Source organism: Salmonella enterica subsp. enterica serovar Typhimurium str. LT2 (genome assembly GCF_000006945.2).
Lineage (GTDB): Bacteria > Pseudomonadota > Gammaproteobacteria > Enterobacterales > Enterobacteriaceae > Salmonella > Salmonella enterica.
The window spans coordinates 4,308,876-4,327,213 of record NC_003197.2 but is presented as its reverse complement, the minus strand read 5'-3'; the positions used below and the strand labels follow the sequence as shown (position 1 = coordinate 4,327,213).

The window sequence follows — 18,338 nt, the reverse complement described above, 5'->3', positions numbered from 1 at the left end:
CTGGATTTTTGTAATATCAGTATAAAAATGCGATCCGCTTCATAACTTCTGAAAAAGGTAAAACCCGCGCTACCACGCTAAGTTGTGAGACAACTCGCACTTTTTGCGCTACATTACATTTATCCAGCTTTTGACAGATTTGTCACATGGCGTATTCCGGCTACCTCCTTTTATGCTGTAGCGAGAGAATCGTTATGGGAGAGAGGCAATGCCCCTGATTGTGGAATTTACCTGTGAACTGCCGAATGGCGTACATGCGCGCCCGGCAAGCCACGTAGAAACGCTGTGTAATACCTTCACGTCGCAAATTGAGTGGCACAACCTGCGCACCGATCGCAAAGGCAGCGCCAAAAGCGCGCTGGCGCTGATTGGCACCGACACGCTGGCTGGCGACCACTGTCAGCTGGTGATTTCCGGTGCCGATGAACAGGTTGCCTGTCAGCGTCTGAGTCAATGGCTGCGCGATGAATTCCCACTCTGCGACGCGCCGCTGGCGGAGATTAAAAACAGCGAACTGGAGCCGCTTCCGGCGTCGTTGACCCAGCTGAATCCGCAGATTTACCGCGCCCGTAGCGTGTGTAGCGGCAGCGCGGGCGGCGTACTGACGCCACTCTCTTCCCTGGATCTCAATGCGCTCGGCGAACTCCCGACCGCCAACGACACAGAGACGGAACAAGCCGCGCTGGACAATGGCTTAGCGATGTTGATAAAGCATATTGAGTTTCGTCAGCTCGACAGTGACGGTGCCGCCAGCGCGATTCTGGAAGCCCATCGTTCACTGGCAGGCGACGCTTCACTGCGTCAGCATTTACTGGACGGCGTTCTGCGCGGTTTAAGCTGCGCGCAGGCAATCGTGGAAAGCGCGAACCATTTCTGCAATGAGTTCGCTCGCGCCAGCAGCAGCTATTTACAGGAACGCGCGCTGGATGTTCGTGACGTTTGCTTCCAGTTACTGCAACACATTTACGGTGGGCAGCGCTTTCCGGCGCCGGGCCAGTTGACCCGGCCATCTATCTGTATGGCGGAAGAGTTGACGCCAAGCCAGTTCCTCGAACTGGATAAAACCTTTCTCAAAGGTCTGCTGTTAAAAAGCGGCGGCACCACTTCGCACACGGTGATTCTCGCCCGCTCATTCAACATTCCCACCCTGGTTGGCGTGGAGATTGAGGCCTTAACACCGTGGCGTCAGCAGACGGTTTATATTGACGGCAACGCAGGCGCGATTGTCGTTGCGCCTGACGAGCCTGTCACTCGTTACTATCAGCAGGAAGCCCGCGTGCAAGACGCCCTGCGCGAACAGCAGCGCATCTGGCTGACCCAGGAAGCGCGCACCGCTGACGGCATCCGCATGGAGGTCGCCGCCAACATCGCGCACTCCGTCGAGGCGCAAGCGGCCTTTAGTAACGGCGCGGAAGCGGTTGGCCTGTTCCGCACAGAAATGCTGTATATGGACCGCGCCTGCGCGCCGGACGAAAACGAGCTGTACAATATTTTTTGCCAGGCTCTGGAGTCCGCAAAGGGACGCAGCATTATTGTGCGCACAATGGATATAGGCGGCGATAAGCCCGTTGATTATCTGAATATTCCTGCCGAAGCCAACCCATTCCTCGGCTATCGCGCCGTCCGTATTTATGAAGAGTACGCTTCTCTGTTTACCACCCAGCTACGCTCGATCCTCCGCGCGTCCGCCCACGGCAACCTGAAAATCATGATCCCGATGATCTCCTCTATGGAAGAGATTCTGTGGGTCAAAGAGAAGCTGGCGGAAGCCAAACAGCAGCTGCGTAATGAACATATCCCGTTCGATGAGAAGATCCCACTCGGCATTATGCTGGAAGTGCCGTCGGTGATGTTCATCATCGATCAATGCTGTGAAGAGATTGATTTCTTTAGTATTGGTAGTAACGATCTAACACAATACCTGCTGGCGGTAGACCGTGATAACGCCAAAGTCACTCGTCACTACAACAGCCTGAATCCCGCCTTCCTGCGCGCGTTGGATTTCGCGGTGCAGGCGGTACATCGTCAGGGCAAATGGATTGGTCTGTGCGGCGAACTGGGGGCCAAAGGTTCGGTTCTGCCATTGCTGGTAGGTCTGGGGCTGGACGAGATCAGCATGGGCGCGCCGTCGATTCCCGCCGCCAAAGCGCGGATGGCACAACTCGACAGCCGAGCCTGCCGCCAGTTGTTGAATCAGGCGATGGCCTGCCGCACCTCGCTGGAGGTGGAGCATCTGCTGGCGCAGTTCCGCATGTCGCAGCAGGATGCCCCGCTGGTTACCGCCCAATGCATAACGCTTGATAGCGACTGGCGCAGCAAAGAGGAGGTGATTAAAGGCATGACCGACAATCTGCTGCTGGCGGGCCGCTGCCGCTACCCGCGCAAACTGGAAGCCGATCTATGGGCGCGCGAGGCGGTATTCTCCACCGGACTGGGCTTTAGCTTTGCCATTCCGCACAGCAAATCGGAACATATCGAACAGTCCACCATCAGCGTGGCGCGCCTGAACGCGCCGGTACGCTGGGGAGATGACGAGGCGCAGTTCATCATTATGCTGACGCTTAACAAACACGCCGCGGGCGACCAGCATATGCGTATTTTCTCGCGCCTGGCCCGCCGCATCATGCACGAAGAATTCCGCAACACGCTGGTTAACGCCGCTTCCGCCGACGCTATCGCCAGCCTGCTGCAACATGAACTTGAACTGTAAAGGAAAGACTATGGAACTCTATCTGGATACCGCTAACGTGGCGGAAGTTGAACGTCTGGCGCGCATTTTCCCGATTGCCGGCGTCACCACCAATCCAAGCATTGTGGCAGCCAGCAAAGAATCTATCTGGGATGTGCTGCCCAGGCTGCAAAACGCCATCGGCGAAGAAGGCACTTTATTTGCGCAGACCATGAGCCGCGACGCGAAAGGGATGGTGGAAGAAGCCAAACGACTGAATAACGCCATCCCCGGCATTGTGGTTAAAATTCCGGTGACCGCCGAAGGTCTTGCAGCGATTAAATTGCTGAAAAAAGAAGGCATCGTGACGCTGGGCACCGCCGTCTACAGCGCATCGCAGGGCCTGCTGGCGGCGCTGGCGGGCGCAAAATATGTCGCTCCCTACGTCAACCGCGTTGATGCGCAGGGCGGCGATGGCATTCGTATGGTTCAGGAGCTGCAAACGCTACTGGAACATCACGCGCCCGACAGCATGGTACTGGCGGCCAGCTTTAAAACGCCGCGGCAGGCGCTGGATTGCTTACTGGCAGGTTGCCAGGCGATTACCCTTCCTTTAGATGTAGCGCAACAAATGCTCAATACGCCTGCGGTAGAGTCGGCAATAGAGAAGTTTGAGCAAGACTGGAAAAACGCTTTTGGTAATCTGAACCTGTAGGAGAGAAATGTATGGATCGCATTATTCAGTCACCAGGTAAGTATATTCAGGGTGCAAACGTCATCGCGCGTCTTGGCGATTATTTAAAACCAATGGCGAACAACTGGCTGGTTGTGGGCGATAAATTCGTGCTGGGATTTGCCGAAGAGACGCTGCGCAAAAGCCTGACGGATGCCGGTTTGTCAGTAGAAATCGCCCCGTTTGGCGGCGAATGTTCGCAAAATGAGATCGACAGGCTGCGCGCCGTCGCCGAAAAAAGTCAGTGTGGCGCCGTACTGGGTATCGGCGGCGGTAAAACGCTGGATACCGCCAAAGCGCTGGCGCACTTTATGAACGTCCCGGTCGCTATCGCGCCGACCATCGCCTCTACCGACGCACCGTGCAGCGCACTCTCGGTTATTTATACCGATGCCGGTGAGTTTGACCGTTATCTGCTGCTGCCGCATAACCCGAATATGGTTATTGTCGATACGCAGATAGTGGCGGGCGCGCCGGCGCGTCTGCTGGCAGCCGGTATCGGCGATGCACTGGCGACCTGGTTTGAAGCGCGCGCCTGCTCACGCAGCGGCGCCACCACAATGGCGGGCGGCAAGTGTACACAGGCCGCGCTGGCGCTGGCGGAGCTATGCTATAACACGCTGATCGAAGAAGGCGAAAAAGCCATGTTGGCCGCCGAACAGCACGTCGTCACGCCAGCGCTGGAACGCGTCATCGAAGCCAACACCTACCTGAGCGGGGTCGGTTTTGAAAGCGGCGGTCTGGCCGCAGCGCACGCGATTCATAACGGTTTAACGGCGATTCCGGATGCGCACCACTATTATCACGGTGAGAAGGTCGCTTTCGGTACGCTGACGCAACTGGTGCTGGAAAACGCGCCGGTCGAAGAAATCGAAACCGTTGCGGCGCTGTGCCATTCCGTTGGCCTGCCGATTACGCTGGCGCAACTGGATATTAAACAGGATATTCCGGCCAAGATGCGCACCGTCGCGGAAGCCTCCTGCGCAGAAGGTGAAACTATTCATAACATGCCTGGCGGCGCAACGCCGGATGAAGTGTACGCCGCGCTGCTGGTCGCCGACCAGTACGGTCAACGCTTCTTGCAGGAATGGGAATAAGGTCTGAGCAATACTCCTGACGATAGTCAGGAGTATTTCAGCTTGCTGACCCAACAGAATTCAGTTGCCGAATATCGACACAGGCACCTTATCTGGCCTTGTTATCCAATCATCCAGGCCGGGTAAGCGAAGCGCCATCATCAGGTATTCCATAGCCTGGAATCAGTCCATTTTGTCCTGAAATAGACTTTTTTATCACGCACCATTCTCTCCGCGGAAAGTCAAATGACGTACTGACACACTTCACGGACGAAGAAGATGAAATTCGCACAGGCGCTTATCGGTATTCTTGCTGCTTTTTTTATTAGCCATATCTCTCATCATTCGCCACGCTCTGATACCAGACCAATAACCGTTCAGGCGCAAACTAATGCTGCAATCGCCCAAAGTGCCGGGACGCAAATAGGTAAGACGCTATTTTATGATGCTGCCTATGTTCGTCTGGATTATCCGAATGGCGATCTTCCGCTGGAGCGTGGCGTATGTGCAGATGTCGTCATCCGCGCGCTGCGCAGTCAGCAGGTTGATTTACAGAAACGGGTACATGAAGACATGCAGGCGCATTTCTCTGCCTACCCGAATAACTGGAAGCTGAAACGCCCGGACAGCAATATCGACCATCGCCGCGTTCCGAATCTGGAAACCTGGTTCCAGCGTCAAAACAAAGCTTTGCCGGTGACAGATAAATATAGCGATTATCAACCGGGAGATATTGTCTCCTGGCGACTGGATAACGGCCTTGCGCATATTGGCGTGGTATCCCTGAACGTCACGCCTGAAGGGGTGCCGCTGGTTGTGCATAACATAGGCGCGGGAGCACAGGAGGAAGATGTATTATTTAACTGGAAAGTCACGGGGCATTTTCGTTATTTTTCGCATTAAACGAGGAAAACGTCAGCGACTACCGAATAGCAGCCGCTGACGAATTAACCTGTCAGATTATTGCAGATCGAAACGGTCCAGGTTCATCACTTTCACCCATGCCGCGACGAAGTCCTTCACAAACTTCTCGTGCGCATCGCTACACGCGTAAACTTCCGCCAGCGCGCGCAGTACGGAGTTGGAACCAAACACCAGATCGGCGCGGGTCGCCGTGTATTTTACCTCGCCAGTCAGACGATCCCGGCCTTCGAACAGCTCATTAGCGTCGTCGGTGGGCTTCCACTCGTAACGCATATCCAGCAGATTAGCGAAGAAGTCAGTGCTGAGCACGCCCGGTCTGTCGGTAAAGACACCGTTCTGGCTGCCGTCAAAGTTGGTTCCCAGCACACGCATCCCGCCAACCAGTACCGTCATTTCCGGCGCGGTCAACGTTAACTGCTGCGCTTTATCAATCAACAGCGATTCGGTCGTCGACACATCCAGACGCGCACGATAGTTACGGAATCCATCAGCAATCGGTTCAAGCAGCGAGAACATCTCGATGTCGGTCTGATCCTGACGCGCATCCACCCGGCCCGGCGCAAAAGGTACGCTGATGCTGACACCCGCAGCAGCGGCCGCCTGCTCGATACCGACCACGCCCGCCAGCACAATAATATCGGCCAGCGAGGCTTTATTCGTCGTTTTCTGGATCTCTTCTAATACCGGCAGAACGCGAGCCGCAACGGCGTTGACATCCCAGTCGCGCTGAGGCGCTAATGCCAGACGCGCGCCGTTAGCGCCGCCACGCTTATCGCCGCCGCGGAAAGTAGACGCGGATGCCCAGGCAACCGAAACCATCTCGCTAATAGAAAGCCCGGATGCAGCGATCGCCGCTTTCAGGTTGATAATGTCTTCCTGCGTTGGCTGATAGAGCGGTTGCGGCAACGGGTCCTGCCAGATCAGATCTTCTTTCGGCACTTCCGGTCCGATGTAACGCGCTTTTGGTCCCATATCTCTGTGCGTCAGTTTGAACCAGGCACGAGCAAAGGCTTCATTAAAGGCCTGCGGATCGTTAAGGAAACGACGGGAAATCTTCTCGAACTCCGGATCAAAACGCAGCGTCAGGTCGGTGACCAGCATGGTTGGCTTACGTTTTTTCGACGGATCGAACGGGTCCGGGATGATGTCCGGCGCGTCTACCGCTTCAAACTGGATAGCGCCAGCCGGACTACGGGTTTGTACCCACTCATATTTGAACAGGTTCTCGAAGAAATAGTTGCTCCACTGGGTCGGCGTCTGCGTCCAGACCACTTCCAGCCCGGAGGTGATAGCATCCGCGCCAACGCCACTACCATAGCTGCTGGCCCAACCTAAGCCCTGCGCTTCAATCGGCGCGGCTTCCGGATCGGCCCCTACATGGGATGCCGCTGCCGCGCCGTGGGTTTTACCGAGGGTATGCCCGCCAGCGATCAACGCCACGGTCTCTTCGTCGTTCATCCCCATATTGCCAAAGGTAGCGCGAATAGCGGCGGCGGCAGAAAGTGGTTCGCCGCTGTGATCCGGCCCTTCCGGGTTAACGTAGATAAGGCCCATCTCGGTCGCGCCCAGCGGCGCTTTTGCCAGCGCTTCAGGGTGTCGGTGAGTCAACCAGGCTTTTTCATCGCCCCAGTTCACATCCAGATCCGGTTCCCAGACATCTTCACGCCCGGCGCCGAAACCGAAGGTACGGAAGCCGGAGTTTTCCAGCGCCACGTTACCCGCCAGAATAAACAGGTCGGCCCAGGAAATTTTCTGGCCATATTTCTGCTTAATCGGCCACAACAAACGACGCGCCTTATCCAGGCTGACGTTATCCGGCCAGGAGTTAAGCGGCGCAAAACGCTGTTGACCACGACCCGCGCCGCCACGACCATCAATAGAACGGTAGGTGCCAGCGCCATGCCAGGCCATGCGAATAAACAAACCGACATAGCTGCCCCAGTCAGCGGGCCACCACGGTTGTGAATCGGTCAGCAGCGCCTTGAGATCCCCTTTCAGGGCGGAGTAGTCTAACTTGCTAAACTCTTTGCGGTAGTCAAAGTCTTCACCCAGCGGGTTAGAACGGTTGGAATGTTGATTCAAAAGATCCACGCGAAGCTGGTTCGGCCACCAGTCGCGGCTGGCAGTCCCTGCGCCTGCGCTTCGGTCATGCCCCCCCTGATGGAAAGGACATTTTCCAGTGGATAACGTGTTATGGGTATCGTCGGTCGTGCTCATATCTCAGCTCCCTTTTAAAGTGTTACCGTTACGATATACACCAGGAGCAAATAGATATAGTTGAATTAATCCACAGATTCGATAGCTAATACCTTTTATATTTTTAGTTACAGAGATGTAGATCAATATGAGTTGTAATAAAGCTCCCGGCAGGGAGCTGGAGGTTATAAACCCGGTCTTACGCCCAGCGTGTGGCAAATGGCATAACTCATTTCCGCACGATTCAACGTGTAGAAGTGGAAATCCTTCACTCCTTCACGGCTTAAAATTTTCACCATGTCCATCGCAATGTTAGCGCCCACCAGCTTGCGGGTTTCTGCGTCATTATCCAGCCCCTCAAACATCAGTGACATCCAGGACGGAATGCGGACATTGGTCATATCGGCAAATTTTTTTGCCTGTTTAAAGTTAGACACCGGTAAAATGCCGGGAATAATTTCTACGTCGATACCGGCAGAAACACAGCGGTCGCGAAAACGCAGGTAGCTTTCCACATCGAAGAAAAATTGGGTTATCGCGCGGTTAGCGCCAGCATCCACTTTACGCTTCAGATTAAGCAGATCGGCCTGCGCGCTTTTCGCTTCCGGATGTACCTCCGGATAGGCCGCTACTGAAATATCGAAATCGGCCACCTCTTTGAGCAAACCAACCAGATCGGCGGCGTACATCTCCGGCTTACCGCTGCCCGGCGGCAAATCGCCGCGCAAAGCGACAATGTGGCGGATACCGTTATTCCAGTAGTCGCGGGCGATGGTGCGCAGTTCATCGCGCGTGGCGTCAATACAGGTAAGGTGCGGCGCGGCCTCAAGCCCAGTACGCTCTTTGATGCCTTTAATAACGCTATGGGTGCGGTCGCGTTCCCCGGAGTTGGCGCCATACGTTACCGAAACAAACTTCGGTTTCAGACTGCTCAGGCGATCGATGGAGTTCCACAGGGTTTGCTCCATTTCACTGGTGCGCGGCGGGAAAAATTCAAACGAAACGTTAATCTGACCCTGTACTTCCGCCAGGCTCTGATTCAGGGCTTCCCGCTGGTTGGCGTGAAAAAAGCTCATACCTTACCTCATCAATCGCATGTTATTATTTGTTGTGTTGTAAACATCTATCCGTTTAGACGTCCAGATGTAAAAATGACGGAAAAGCAGAAGGACGTCAACTGAAAAATCACGCCAAAGAATGAGGAATATTCAGCAAAGTTGAATTTTCTTCATGTCACGCCGCGACACTGAACGCGCCGCGGCAGGGGAAATTACTTCTTCACATCCGCAACGCGCATTCCTTTGAGCTGCTCATCCGTGATGGTGTTGCCCGCCTTAAAGTAATCAACTATCGCATTCGACACATAGTAGCCGCCGGAGGTGTTCCGCGCCTGGCCTTCCGTGAATGCCGCAAAACCATCGCCGCCGTCGGCAAGGAAGCTGTTGGTAGCGATGTGATAAACCGTAGCATCGTCAATCGGCTTGCCATTGAGCGTCAGCACGGTAACCCGCTGGCCGATAGGTTTGCTGCTGTCATACTTCATCTCCAGCCCTTTAGACACCTGCAATACGCCGTTGCTTAAGCCAGCGCCATGCTCCATCAGGCTGCGCAATTGTTTACCGGTTAAATCCATCGTGACCAGTTCATTAGGGAACGGGAAGGTACTGATTACCGCCCCCATCGTCACCGCGCCAGCCGGGATTTCGTTGCGGATACCGCCAGAGTTAGTAAGCGCTAACTGGGTGTCTTTCCCCGCCGTAAAAAGCAGCGCATCCGCCGCCAGATTCCCCAGCGACGACGATTCGCCATACGCGCGGGTCAGCTCAACCGGCGACTGAGCCACCGTTTGCTGCACGACTTTATCGAGCTTTTTGTTCCAGCCGTCGATCACCTGTTTCGTTTGCGGATCTGGCTTCCACTCATCAGCAAAAATGGTCTTCAGCTCGAAGTTCTTCACCGTAAAGTGGTGTGGTTTCTCTTTGTAATCCAGCACCAGTTTACCCACATCAATACCGCCGCTGTCCGTTGAGAGGATCAGCGTATTACCGACTTTAATCGGTTCTGGCGTACCGACATGCGCGTGGCCGGTAATCAAAATATCCAGCCCTTTTACCTGACTTGCGGTCTGAATATCTTTATCCAGCGCGCGTCGCACATCGGTATTCCCCATGCTGGACTGGCGGGCCGGGGTGCCTTCGTGGATCAGCGCGACGGTCAGATCGACTTTACCTTTAAGTTCATCAATGTAACGTTGCAGCCACTTAATTTCATCGCGTGCCTCAATGCCCACGCGCGTCGCGGCGGATACCGTATCATTAAAAGCAAAGACACCGTGTAAGCCGATTACGCCAATCTTGACGCCATCTTTTTCAACAATGGTGTACGGCTTATCCCAGAAGGATTTACTGCTGTCCTCATAAAAAATATTGCCCTGTACGATAGGGAATTTCGCCCGGCTCAGTTGCAACAATGTATTGTCCCAGCCATGATCGAACTCATGATTACCGATAGTGGCAGCGTCATACTGCATGGTATTCAAAATATCGATAATCGCTTTACCCTTCGTCAGGCTGCTGATATACGGTCCGGTAAAGTAATCTCCGGCATCAAAAAACCACGTCGCCTTATTTTTGGCTTTTTCCTGCTTCACCAGCGTGGTGATATTGGCCCAACCGCCAATATCGCGTTTACCGTCAGCAATCCACGGTACTTTATAAGGCTCCACATGGGCGTGTAGATCGTTGGTGTAAATAATGGTGACATCTTTGGCGCAGGCCCAGAACGGCAGCGTGAACAAAATACCGGCAGCAAGCAGTTTTACTTTCATAAATAAGTCCCTTTCAGTCATATAAAGATTCGCTACGTTACGTTCTGAAAGGTTTTTTTATGTGAGAGTCCTCACACCCGCGTACCGTTTTATGAAGGCAGAATCAACGACCTGCCAAAATCGTTGGTAAAATGTATGCCGCCTCTGTTCACCATTAATGCCTGCAAAAGCGCTGGTTGTCGCAATCTTGGGCTGCCTGACTCGCCGGATTATGTGTGGCCGGACTATCGCCTGGGTTATCCGGCATTGCATTGTCGAGCCTGCGGCAGTTATCCGCCGCTCTTCAACGAGGGGGAATTTCGCCGCTGGGCGTCTGCTTATATCGCGCAATATGCCAAAGAGCATGGTCACTTTTGCCCCGACTGCTATCAAAAAACATGGATTCGTTATGGACGTAATCCCGGCGGAACGCAGCGACTTCAGTGCCAGTACTGTAAGAAAGTCTGGACGCCAAAACAGCACGCGCTGAATGTCGCCGAAACGCCGGAACAGATTTGCAGTATTCCGCTGCTCGTACCGTTTCAGGGAGCGAATGCCTTCCAGCAATTGTACTTTTTATTCAGTTTTGATGCTGTTCGCGGCAATATTCTTCACCTTTCCAGCAATTTCACGTTACTGTCTGCCGGAAAAAGTTTGCATTACCACTGGAAAGGAATTGCGCCGCCCGAGGGCGAGAAGGGCGATATTATTCACCGTATCGCCATTAAAGAACGGCAATTTTTACAGCGAAGTCAGTTCGATGAGATTCAGTATGGCCCGGCGGCGCTTAAACGTAACGCGCAAGGAACAATACTTCGCCCGGTCATTACGGCGCATGGTCATTTTCGGGTGCTGAAAAACCGCTTTCCTGATGTCGCGACACACATCATTGCCCATGAGTGTTTTTTGCGCGGCGCGGTCATTACGGCATGGGCGGAGCGGTTTCGCCAGCGTCTCTCCTCGCTGTGGTTCGTTGAGGAAGAGATAAACGATGACGATTGCCGCGCAGAGTGGCAACTGTTAGGCAAAACATGGCAGGGATGGTGGCAAAATCAGTGGCAACTCTGGGGGCAAGGTCACAACCGCAAAATGGTCTGTTCGTTAACCGGTTCCCACTTAGAACAAGGTGTCGCCGTTAATCTGGCGGCCAGTCGCCGCTTTGTTACCTGGCTATGGCAACAACCTGAATTCCAGCAAAGCGCCCACTATTCCGCCAAACGCGTCACGCAAATTCTGTATTTTCTGACGGAAAAATATAATTCACAATGGAATCACATTTAACCCAATGATGTAATGCCACGCATAAAAAATCACAGATTATCATTCAGAAGGCGCTATAGATTTAATCACCTCACATCCTGCTTTTATACGCTGAAAAAGAATAGAACTATTTTATAAAATGGCCCTTCGTTTTAAGTTAAGATCGGCTATAAACGTTATTCACATAATCAATATTTATTATCAATTTAAATAGTTCTATACATTCTTATTTTCTATGGAAAACAAGGGATAAATATGGAAATTACTTTACCGTCAATGTCAGATAAAAAATGGACCTGCGCCGATCTCCTGAGTAGCTATCGATTCTGGGGGATCACTTTTTTCTTTTTGGTGCTCTCTTTTATCAGTTCGCTGGGATCGTCGTATGGTGTTTATTTTTGGAGTAAATCACTGTCTATTCCAGCCGATCGTATTGGTGTTATTCTCGTTTGCGGCCAACTGGGATACCTCCTGGGTATGGTTGCCAGCTGGTTTGTCTGCCGTATAAAAAATTGTTACCCCTTCTACTTTGTTGCGCTCCTGTTAATCATTGGCGTGGTCTGTTCCTTCTGCATAAATGGCCCGTCTGACGTAGTCAGGCTTATCATAGCGCAGTTTTTAATTAATCTGGGTATGGGGATCATAACGCTGTTAGTCCCCATGCTGCTTTTCAGCGCTATCGGCAGTGCTCAGACATTTGTTATTTTATTTAGCCTCTGCTTACTGTTCAAATTTATCATCGCTGGCTATCTGTCTATATTTATATACTCAATTCCTTATATAGGAATAATCGTAATTACTTTAGCGGTTATCGCGCTTTTGCTACTATTACCGCTCAAAAAAGAACTTTTCTATATTGCACCGCCCAAAAGGTTCTCATCAACCCAGCGACCTGAGTGCGCAGAACCCCTTGTCGTCGCATTATTGGGCTTTTTCATTCCATTTTATATTATTTATTGGTTCTTCAGAATTCACCGGGAAATGCAATTTGTGGCGCCTTCGCCCCGACTCATGACCGCATGTGGCGCGGGATGGCTGTCAGCCATTATGCCGTTTGGCACAGCCATATTGTGTCTGACGCTTAGCGACGAAATCCGCGCTCTGCTGGCGAATAAAAACGAAGATGGCGGAATACGAACCGGCTGGACACTATTCTGGGCGTTACTGCTGCCACCCGTCGGCGCGGCGATTATCCAGGCAAAAATGAACCGTTTTATTACCGCTAATACCGCGGATACTGCTGACAGAGGATAAACATGGAAGGTTTTGAGTTATTTCCAAAAATTAAAGGCGCGATCAAATGGATGGCCGAGCACAGTGACTCGGTAATTCATTTTGGCTGGAATGTTGTTGCCGCCATCATTCTACTTTTCATCGGTAAGTTAATAGCTCGCTTACTATCGAGGGGGCTGGAAAAATTACTTCTCAGGCGGCAAGTGGATGCCACTATTGTCCACTTTTTCTCCGCGCTGGTTCGCTACATCACGATAGCTTTCACGGCAGTAGCCGCTCTTGGCCGTGTCGGTATAGAAACCTCCTCAATTATTGCCGTTATCGGCGCGGCGGGTTTAGCCATTGGCCTGGCGCTGCAAGGGTCACTTTCCAACTTTGCCGCAGGCGTACTGCTTGTCTCCCTGCGTCCTTTCCGCGCCGGGGAAATTGTACAAATTGGCCTGGTTATCGGCACAGTAGAAAAGGTCCATATTTTCTCCACCACTCTGCTCACTGCGGATAGCAAAGAAGTTGTCATCCCGAATGGTAAAATTATTGCTGATAATATTATCAACTATTCACGACACCCCTATCGACGTATTGATCTGATTATTGGCGTGGATTACCAAAGCCGTATTGCTGACGTAAAAAACGTGATACATCGTATTATTGAGCAAGATCATCGCATTGATAAAACCCGCGATATTACGGTCCGCTTGGGCGAACTTGCGCCCTCTAGCCTGAATTTCTATGTTCGCGTATGGGTGCCCAACGCTCAGTACTGGAGTACTTACTACGATCTTCTGGAAAATATCAAGGAAGCAATGGATGAAAACGGCATCAATATTCCTTACCCCCGGATGGATGTCCGGGTTGAGAATGTAAAAAGCATCACGCCATAATGTTTCGTCAGCAATCGGATGGCGCTTCGTATATCAGTATCTACAGAATGACTGCATAACGTATTGATGAGGGAGCGAAGCGCAACCCGGCGCTTCGCTCACGAACTTGCCTTTATTACAGCAACTGCGCCAGACGGTTGATATCCGACTGAATCGCCCCGGCGGTCACATCGCGACCCGCGCCCGGCCCACGGATCACCAGCGGGTTATCGCGATACCAGCGGCTTTCAATAGCAAAGACATTATCGCACGGCAGCAGCGCCGCCAGCGGATGTTCCGGACGCACCGCTTCAACGCCGACGCGCGCTTTGCCATTGGCGTCGAAACGCGCCACGTAACGCAACACCAGCCCCAGTTCGCGGGCTGCCTCCAGACGCTGCACCATCTGTTCATTCAGCGCGTCGCCGTTTTCGAAAAAGTGATCGATAGATCCTTCTTCACAATGCGCCGGCACCAACGATTCTACACGCACCTGATCCGGCTCGATGTCGTATCCCGCCTCGCGCGCCAGAATCACCAGCTTACGCATGACATCTTTTCCGGAAAGATCGACGCGCGGATCGGGTTCGGTCAGCCCCTGCTGCCAGGCCTGATCCACCAGATCGGTGAACGGCACCGTACCGTCAAATTGCAGGAACAGCCAGGATAGCGTCCCGGAGAAGATCCCGCTGATCGAGAGAATCGTATCGCCGCTGTCAATCAGATCCCGCACCGTGTGGTTGATCGGCAATCCCGCGCCCACGGTGGCGTTATACAGCCAGTAACGCCCGGTTTTTTCAAACGCGTCATGAATCTGGCGATACTTATCGCTGGCGCTTGCGCCCGCCAGTTTATTGGCGCTAATCACATGAAAACCGTGGCTGGCGAAATCAAGGTACTGATCGGCTAACTGTGCACTGGCGGTTACATCCAGCACCACTAAATCATCATACGGATGCGCACGCATCCACAGGAATAGCGACTCTTCGTCCTGCTCAACGGCTTCATCATCAAAGAATGCCAACGCGCGGCTGGCGTCCAGCCCTTCATAATTCAACAGGCTACGGCGGCTATCCACCACGCCCGCCAGCACAAATTCAAAACCAGTACGCGCGGAAAGCGTGCTTTGTTCACGGGCAAACAGTTCCAGCCAACGGGAGCCGATGTTCCCCTTACCGAACAGCATCAGGCCAATGCGTTTTTCGGCGCGGAAAACAGACTGATGCAGCCCCTGAATCAGGCTCTCAGTTGGGCCGGTACGCAGCACCGCCACCAGACTGATGCCCTCCTCCGACTGCCAGGTAAACTCCACTGGCTGACCTTTCAACTGCTGCCAGAAGCGATGGCAGTGTAGCGGATTGCGAGTGACGCCCGCACCGACCATCGCCACCAGCGCCAGCCCCTGTCGCAGGCGCAATTCGCCCGGCAGCCCGACATCGTCGAGGAGTTTCAGTACGCTATCCGCTACCTCGGCGGTATAGCAGAACTGCAATAGCTGGCGATCGCGATGCACGCCCACCGCCAGCGGACGCACCTGCGCCCGTTTTAAAATGTGGTCGAGCTCTTTATGCGCCAGCCTGAAATCCTGGCTGGCTGGCACCTGAAACTCAATCAGACAGATATCATCGTGACTGGTCACGATACGCGCGCCCGTCCCGGAAGCCAGCACTCGTTCAATTCGGGTTGACCCTTGATCCGGCGTGTAGCTACAGCGCAACTGCAAATCGATATCGCTGCCGGACACTGGCTGTAGCGTGCGGGCGTGCAGAACAGGCGCCGCCAGACGCGCCAGCTCGCTGGCTTCGTCCAGACGCAGCAACGGCAGCAGGCAGGCATCTTTCACTTTGCGCGGGTCGGCGCTATAAACGCCCGCGACATCGCTCCAGATGGTCACGCGGGAAACGCCCGCCAGCGCGCCGATTTGCGTGGCGGAATAGTCGGAACCGTTCCGGCCTAACAGGACTGTTTCGCCGTCATGATTGCGGCTGATAAAGCCGGTCACGACCAGACGTTTGCCCGGATGCTGCGCCAGTAGCTGCTGCAATAAAGGATAAGATAGCCCTTCATCAACCTGCGGCTGTGCGGCGCGTTCGGCGCGTAAAAATGCGCGCGCGTCCAGCCAGGCGGCATCCAGCCCCTGCTGATTCAGGACGGCGGACATCAATCTCGCCGACCAAATTTCGCCGTGTCCGACGATCTCAGCATAGACGGCATCCGTTACGCCGCCGTCGAGCAAGGCGGCAAGACGTTCCAGATCGCTAATAAAAGCGCTGGTTAAATCATCTGCCGCGTCGGCGGGAAGCAGCCCGCTAATCAGATCGCACTGGTAGCGGCGTAACGTCTGTAATACCTGATGCGCAGAAAGGCGATCGGTCTGGCTTAACTTGAGCCAGCTAATCAACTGGTTGGTGGTACTGCCTGCGGCGGACACTACCATCATATCGTCAGGCTGCGAATACTCCGCCATAATGCCTGCGACACGCAGGTAACACTTCACATCCGCCAGACTACTGCCGCCAAATTTATGCAGTTGACGACCTTTCGCCCCTGCCTGCGCAATCACACTCATGTTTACCCCTTGTTTGCAGCCCGGAAGCCATTTTCCAGGTCGGCAATTAAATCTTCGCCATCTTCAATACCGGTGGAGATACGCAGTAGCGTTTCGGAGATCCCGGCGGAGGCACGCGCCTGCGGCGACATACCGGCATGCGTCATGGTGGCGGCGTGAGAGATCAAACTTTCCACTCCCCCTAAAGATTCCGCCAGCGTAAACAGCGACAGCCCGCCCAGAAAACGACGCAGCGTCTCCTCATCCCCATCCAGTTCAAAACTCAACATTGCGCCAAAGCCTTTTTGCTGGCGCGCGGCAATTTCATGCCCCTGATTTTCCGGCAGCGACGGATGATACAGTTTTTTCACCAACGGCTGGGTTTGCAGATATTTCACAATCGCCTGCGCGTTGCGCTGCGCCAGCTCCATACGCGGCACCAGAGTTCGCAAACCGCGCAGCAGCAGATAGCTATCAAACGCCCCGCCGGTCACGCCAATATTATTCGCCCACCACGCCAGTTCAGTGACCACTTCCGGATCTTTAGCAATCACCACGCCGGCCACGACATCCGAATGACCGTTGAGATATTTCGTGCATGAATGCAACACCAGATCGGCACCCAACGCCAGCGGATTTTGCAGCGCCGGGCTTAAAAACGTGTTATCAACGACGCTCACTGCGCCCGCCTCGCGCGCCAGCCGACAGATTTTCGCAATATCCACCACGCGTAACAATGGATTACTTGGACTTTCTACCAGTACCAGCTTCGGTTTTTCTTCCAGCGCCGCCTGTAAGGCGCGTTCATCGCCCTGATCGACAAACCGCACACGATAACAGCCGCGTGTCGCCAGACTGTCAAACAGACGATAACTGCCGCCATAGCAATCATGCGGCGCGACCAGCAGATCGCCCGGCTTGAGGAAAACGGTGGTGACCAGATGAATCGCCGACATGCCGGTATTCGTCAATACCGCGCCCGCGCCGCCTTCCAGTTCCGCTAATGCGCGCTGAACAACATCACGCGTGGGATTACCGCGGCGGGAATAATCATGCGCGCGCGGCTCATTGAAACCGGTAAAGTTATAGGTACTGGAGAGATGGATTGGCGGCACAACGCAGCCGTATTGTTCGTCATCGTTTAATCCGCTACGCACTGCGATAGTGGCCTGTTTACGCGTCATATGAAGATATTCCTGGCTGAGTCGGTGAAAGTCAGGCCACAGATTAACCACTACCACAATAGACGTCAATACATCTGGACATCTAAACTTCTTTGCGTATAGATTGAGCAAACCGCAAATAGCCGTTAAAATTATATGCATTAGCGCACATCTGCGACCGCTAACTTCGTGTCAGGGCCGCGCCACTACGGTAAACTACGCGCGATTATGGTCCGGGCTCAGGTTCAGACCTCAATATTAATGACGAAGAGGATTAAGTATCTCATGGCTGAATGGAGCGGCGAATATATCAGCCCATACGCTGAGCACGGTAAGAAGAGTGAGCAAGTCAAAAAAATTACGGTTTCCATTCCTCTGAAGGTGTTAAAAATCCTCACCGATGAACGTACGCGTCGTCAGGTGAACAACCTGCGCCACGCCACCAACAGCGAGCTGTTGTGTGAAGCATTTCTGCACGCCTTTACCGGGCAACCCTTGCCGGATGATGCCGATCTGCGAAAAGAGCGCAGCGATGAAATCCCGGAAGCGGCAAAAGAGATCATGCGTGAGTTGGGGATTGATCCGGAAACGTGGGAATACTGATAGCAAAGCATGCGGTCAGAACGCCTCTGGCCGCGCTTTTTTAACGATTCCCCTTGTACACGGCTATCTCCGACATTGTTCTAAATGTTCATCTTCCCGAATAACCCTCGGTGGATAAATTTGTCAGACATGATAAGTTTCTCTTCGTTATTTTCCTGGAAAAAATTCCCGGCATGTTATAACCGATATAATTTTATTATATTTAAACTTCTAATATTTATTTAATGTTTCACGTAGCAAAGCGCATATGAATAATAATACAGCGCCA

12 protein-coding genes, 1 pseudogene and 19 other annotated features are annotated in these 18,338 nt (G+C 53.3%); of the genes and pseudogenes, 7 read left to right on the top strand and 6 right to left on the bottom strand.

What is annotated here, in order from left to right; translation table 11 throughout:
• Nucleotides 1-202: 202 nt before the first annotated feature.
• Nucleotides 203-208: a ribosome-binding site (putative RBS for ptsA; RegulonDB:STMS1H004034), on the top strand.
• Nucleotides 203-2,710, top strand: a protein-coding gene (gene ptsA, locus STM4110; RefSeq protein NP_462991.1) for a general PTS family enzyme I. Within the gene, nucleotides 209-2,710 belong to an annotated coding region; the region does not span the whole gene. It overlaps the preceding feature by 6 nt.
• A pseudogene (locus STM4111) lies at nucleotides 247-573 on the bottom strand (pseudogene; frameshift). The gene ptsA and the pseudogene STM4111 sit on opposite strands and share 327 nt — an antisense overlap.
• Nucleotides 2,710-2,715 (top strand) — a ribosome-binding site (putative RBS for talC; RegulonDB:STMS1H004033).
• The 3 genes from talC (at nucleotide 2,710) to yijF (ending at nucleotide 5,380) form a co-directional block, all read left to right on the top strand.
• Nucleotides 2,710-3,383, top strand: a protein-coding gene (gene talC / locus STM4109; protein ID NP_462990.1) for a putative transaldolase. Within the gene, nucleotides 2,721-3,383 belong to an annotated coding region; the region does not span the whole gene. It overlaps the preceding feature by 6 nt.
• Nucleotides 3,381-3,386: a ribosome-binding site (putative RBS for gldA; RegulonDB:STMS1H004032), on the top strand. It overlaps the preceding gene by 3 nt.
• Nucleotides 3,381-4,498, top strand: a protein-coding gene (gene gldA / locus STM4108; protein ID NP_462989.1) for a glycerol dehydrogenase, NAD. Within the gene, nucleotides 3,395-4,498 belong to an annotated coding region; the region does not span the whole gene. (Overlaps the previous feature by 6 nt.) Before talC ends, gldA begins: the two co-directional genes overlap by 3 nt.
• A gap of 252 nt (nucleotides 4,499-4,750) precedes the next feature.
• Nucleotides 4,751-4,756, top strand: a ribosome-binding site (putative RBS for yijF; RegulonDB:STMS1H004031).
• Nucleotides 4,751-5,380 (top strand): putative periplasmic protein gene (yijF, locus tag STM4107; RefSeq protein NP_462988.1). Within the gene, nucleotides 4,757-5,380 belong to an annotated coding region; the region does not span the whole gene. (Overlaps the previous feature by 6 nt.)
• 57 nt (nucleotides 5,381-5,437) lie before the next feature.
• Here the strand turns inward: yijF and katG are convergent.
• The 3 genes from katG to STM4104 all read right to left on the bottom strand — a co-directional run bounded on the left by katG (nucleotide 5,438) and on the right by STM4104 (nucleotide 10,429).
• The gene (gene katG / locus STM4106) for a catalase; hydroperoxidase HPI(I) (protein ID NP_462987.1) occupies nucleotides 5,438-7,777 on the bottom strand. Within the gene, nucleotides 5,438-7,618 belong to an annotated coding region; the region does not span the whole gene.
• Nucleotides 7,627-7,632: a ribosome-binding site (putative RBS for katG; RegulonDB:STMS1H004030), on the bottom strand. It overlaps the preceding gene by 6 nt.
• Nucleotides 7,742-7,750, bottom strand: a -10 signal (putative -10_signal for katG; RegulonDB:STMLTH004646).
• Nucleotides 7,769-7,777 (bottom strand) — a -35 signal (putative -35_signal for katG; RegulonDB:STMLTH004646).
• A 5-nt stretch (nucleotides 7,778-7,782) precedes the next feature.
• Nucleotides 7,783-8,836, bottom strand: a protein-coding gene (gene metF / locus STM4105) for a 5,10-methylenetetrahydrofolate reductase (protein ID NP_462986.1). Within the gene, nucleotides 7,783-8,673 belong to an annotated coding region; the region does not span the whole gene.
• Nucleotides 8,678-8,683, bottom strand: a ribosome-binding site (putative RBS for metF; RegulonDB:STMS1H004029). (Overlaps the previous gene by 6 nt.)
• Nucleotides 8,711-8,719: a protein binding site (putative binding site for MetJ, RegulonDB: STMS1H000284), on the bottom strand.
• Nucleotides 8,725-8,733, bottom strand: a protein binding site (putative binding site for MetJ, RegulonDB: STMS1H000288).
• Nucleotides 8,741-8,749 (bottom strand) — a protein binding site (putative binding site for MetJ, RegulonDB: STMS1H000285).
• Nucleotides 8,801-8,809 (bottom strand) — a -10 signal (putative -10_signal for metF; RegulonDB:STMLTH004645).
• Nucleotides 8,828-8,836, bottom strand: a -35 signal (putative -35_signal for metF; RegulonDB:STMLTH004645).
• 31 nt (nucleotides 8,837-8,867) lie before the next feature.
• Nucleotides 8,868-10,429 (bottom strand): 2',3'-cyclic phosphodiesterase gene (locus tag STM4104; protein NP_462985.1). Within the gene, nucleotides 8,868-10,424 belong to an annotated coding region; the region does not span the whole gene.
• Nucleotides 10,424-10,429 (bottom strand) — a ribosome-binding site (putative RBS for STM4104; RegulonDB:STMS1H004028). (Overlaps the previous gene by 6 nt.)
• Nucleotides 10,430-10,555: 126 nt before the next feature.
• Nucleotides 10,556-10,561: a ribosome-binding site (putative RBS for STM4103; RegulonDB:STMS1H004027), on the top strand.
• On the opposite strand from STM4104, the gene STM4103 reads away from it, so the two are divergent.
• Nucleotides 10,556-11,684 (top strand): putative cytoplasmic protein gene (locus STM4103; RefSeq protein ID NP_462984.1). Within the gene, nucleotides 10,560-11,684 belong to an annotated coding region; the region does not span the whole gene. It overlaps the preceding feature by 6 nt.
• A 1,228-nt stretch (nucleotides 11,685-12,912) precedes the next feature.
• Nucleotides 12,913-12,918 (top strand) — a ribosome-binding site (putative RBS for STM4102; RegulonDB:STMS1H004026).
• The gene (locus STM4102; RefSeq protein ID NP_462983.1) for a putative inner membrane protein occupies nucleotides 12,913-13,777 on the top strand. Within the gene, nucleotides 12,920-13,777 belong to an annotated coding region; the region does not span the whole gene. (Overlaps the previous feature by 6 nt.)
• Before the next feature lie 115 nt (nucleotides 13,778-13,892).
• Here the strand turns inward: STM4102 and metL are convergent.
• Nucleotides 13,893-16,336, bottom strand: a protein-coding gene (metL, locus tag STM4101; protein NP_462982.1) for an aspartokinase II. Within the gene, nucleotides 13,893-16,325 belong to an annotated coding region; the region does not span the whole gene.
• Nucleotides 16,328-17,503, bottom strand: a protein-coding gene (gene metB, locus STM4100) for a cystathionine gamma-synthase (protein NP_462981.1). Within the gene, nucleotides 16,328-17,488 belong to an annotated coding region; the region does not span the whole gene. The genes metL and metB overlap by 9 nt, the downstream gene beginning before the upstream one ends.
• Nucleotides 16,331-16,336, bottom strand: a ribosome-binding site (putative RBS for metL; RegulonDB:STMS1H004025). (Overlaps the previous gene by 6 nt.)
• Nucleotides 17,498-17,503, bottom strand: a ribosome-binding site (putative RBS for metB; RegulonDB:STMS1H004024). It lies within the gene metB.
• Before the next feature lie 233 nt (nucleotides 17,504-17,736).
• Nucleotides 17,737-17,742 (top strand) — a ribosome-binding site (putative RBS for metJ; RegulonDB:STMS1H004023).
• On the opposite strand from metB, the gene metJ reads away from it, so the two are divergent.
• The gene (metJ, locus tag STM4099) for a transcriptional repressor of all met genes but metF (RefSeq protein NP_462980.1) occupies nucleotides 17,737-18,070 on the top strand. Within the gene, nucleotides 17,753-18,070 belong to an annotated coding region; the region does not span the whole gene. It overlaps the preceding feature by 6 nt.
• Nucleotides 18,071-18,338 lie beyond the last annotated feature (268 nt).

Bases quoted from the DNA above. Each gene is read 5' to 3' on its own strand.
- talC (NP_462990.1), top strand. From the start codon at position 2,721: ATGGAACTCTATCTGGATACCGCTAACGTGGCGGAAGTTGAACGTCTG.
- STM4103 (NP_462984.1), top strand. From the start codon at position 10,560: ATGCCGCCTCTGTTCACCATTAATGCCTGCAAAAGCGCTGGTTGTCGC.
- STM4102 (NP_462983.1), top strand. From the start codon at position 12,920: ATGGAAGGTTTTGAGTTATTTCCAAAAATTAAAGGCGCGATCAAATGG.
- katG (NP_462987.1), bottom strand. From the start codon at position 7,618: ATGAGCACGACCGACGATACCCATAACACGTTATCCACTGGAAAATGT.
- STM4104 (NP_462985.1), bottom strand. From the start codon at position 10,424: ATGAAAGTAAAACTGCTTGCTGCCGGTATTTTGTTCACGCTGCCGTTC.
- ptsA (NP_462991.1), top strand. From the start codon at position 209: ATGCCCCTGATTGTGGAATTTACCTGTGAACTGCCGAATGGCGTACAT.
- yijF (NP_462988.1), top strand. From the start codon at position 4,757: ATGAAATTCGCACAGGCGCTTATCGGTATTCTTGCTGCTTTTTTTATT.
- metJ (NP_462980.1), top strand. From the start codon at position 17,753: ATGGCTGAATGGAGCGGCGAATATATCAGCCCATACGCTGAGCACGGT.
- metF (NP_462986.1), bottom strand. From the start codon at position 8,673: ATGAGCTTTTTTCACGCCAACCAGCGGGAAGCCCTGAATCAGAGCCTG.
- metL (NP_462982.1), bottom strand. From the start codon at position 16,325: ATGAGTGTGATTGCGCAGGCAGGGGCGAAAGGTCGTCAACTGCATAAA.
- metB (NP_462981.1), bottom strand. From the start codon at position 17,488: ATGACGCGTAAACAGGCCACTATCGCAGTGCGTAGCGGATTAAACGAT.
- gldA (NP_462989.1), top strand. From the start codon at position 3,395: ATGGATCGCATTATTCAGTCACCAGGTAAGTATATTCAGGGTGCAAAC.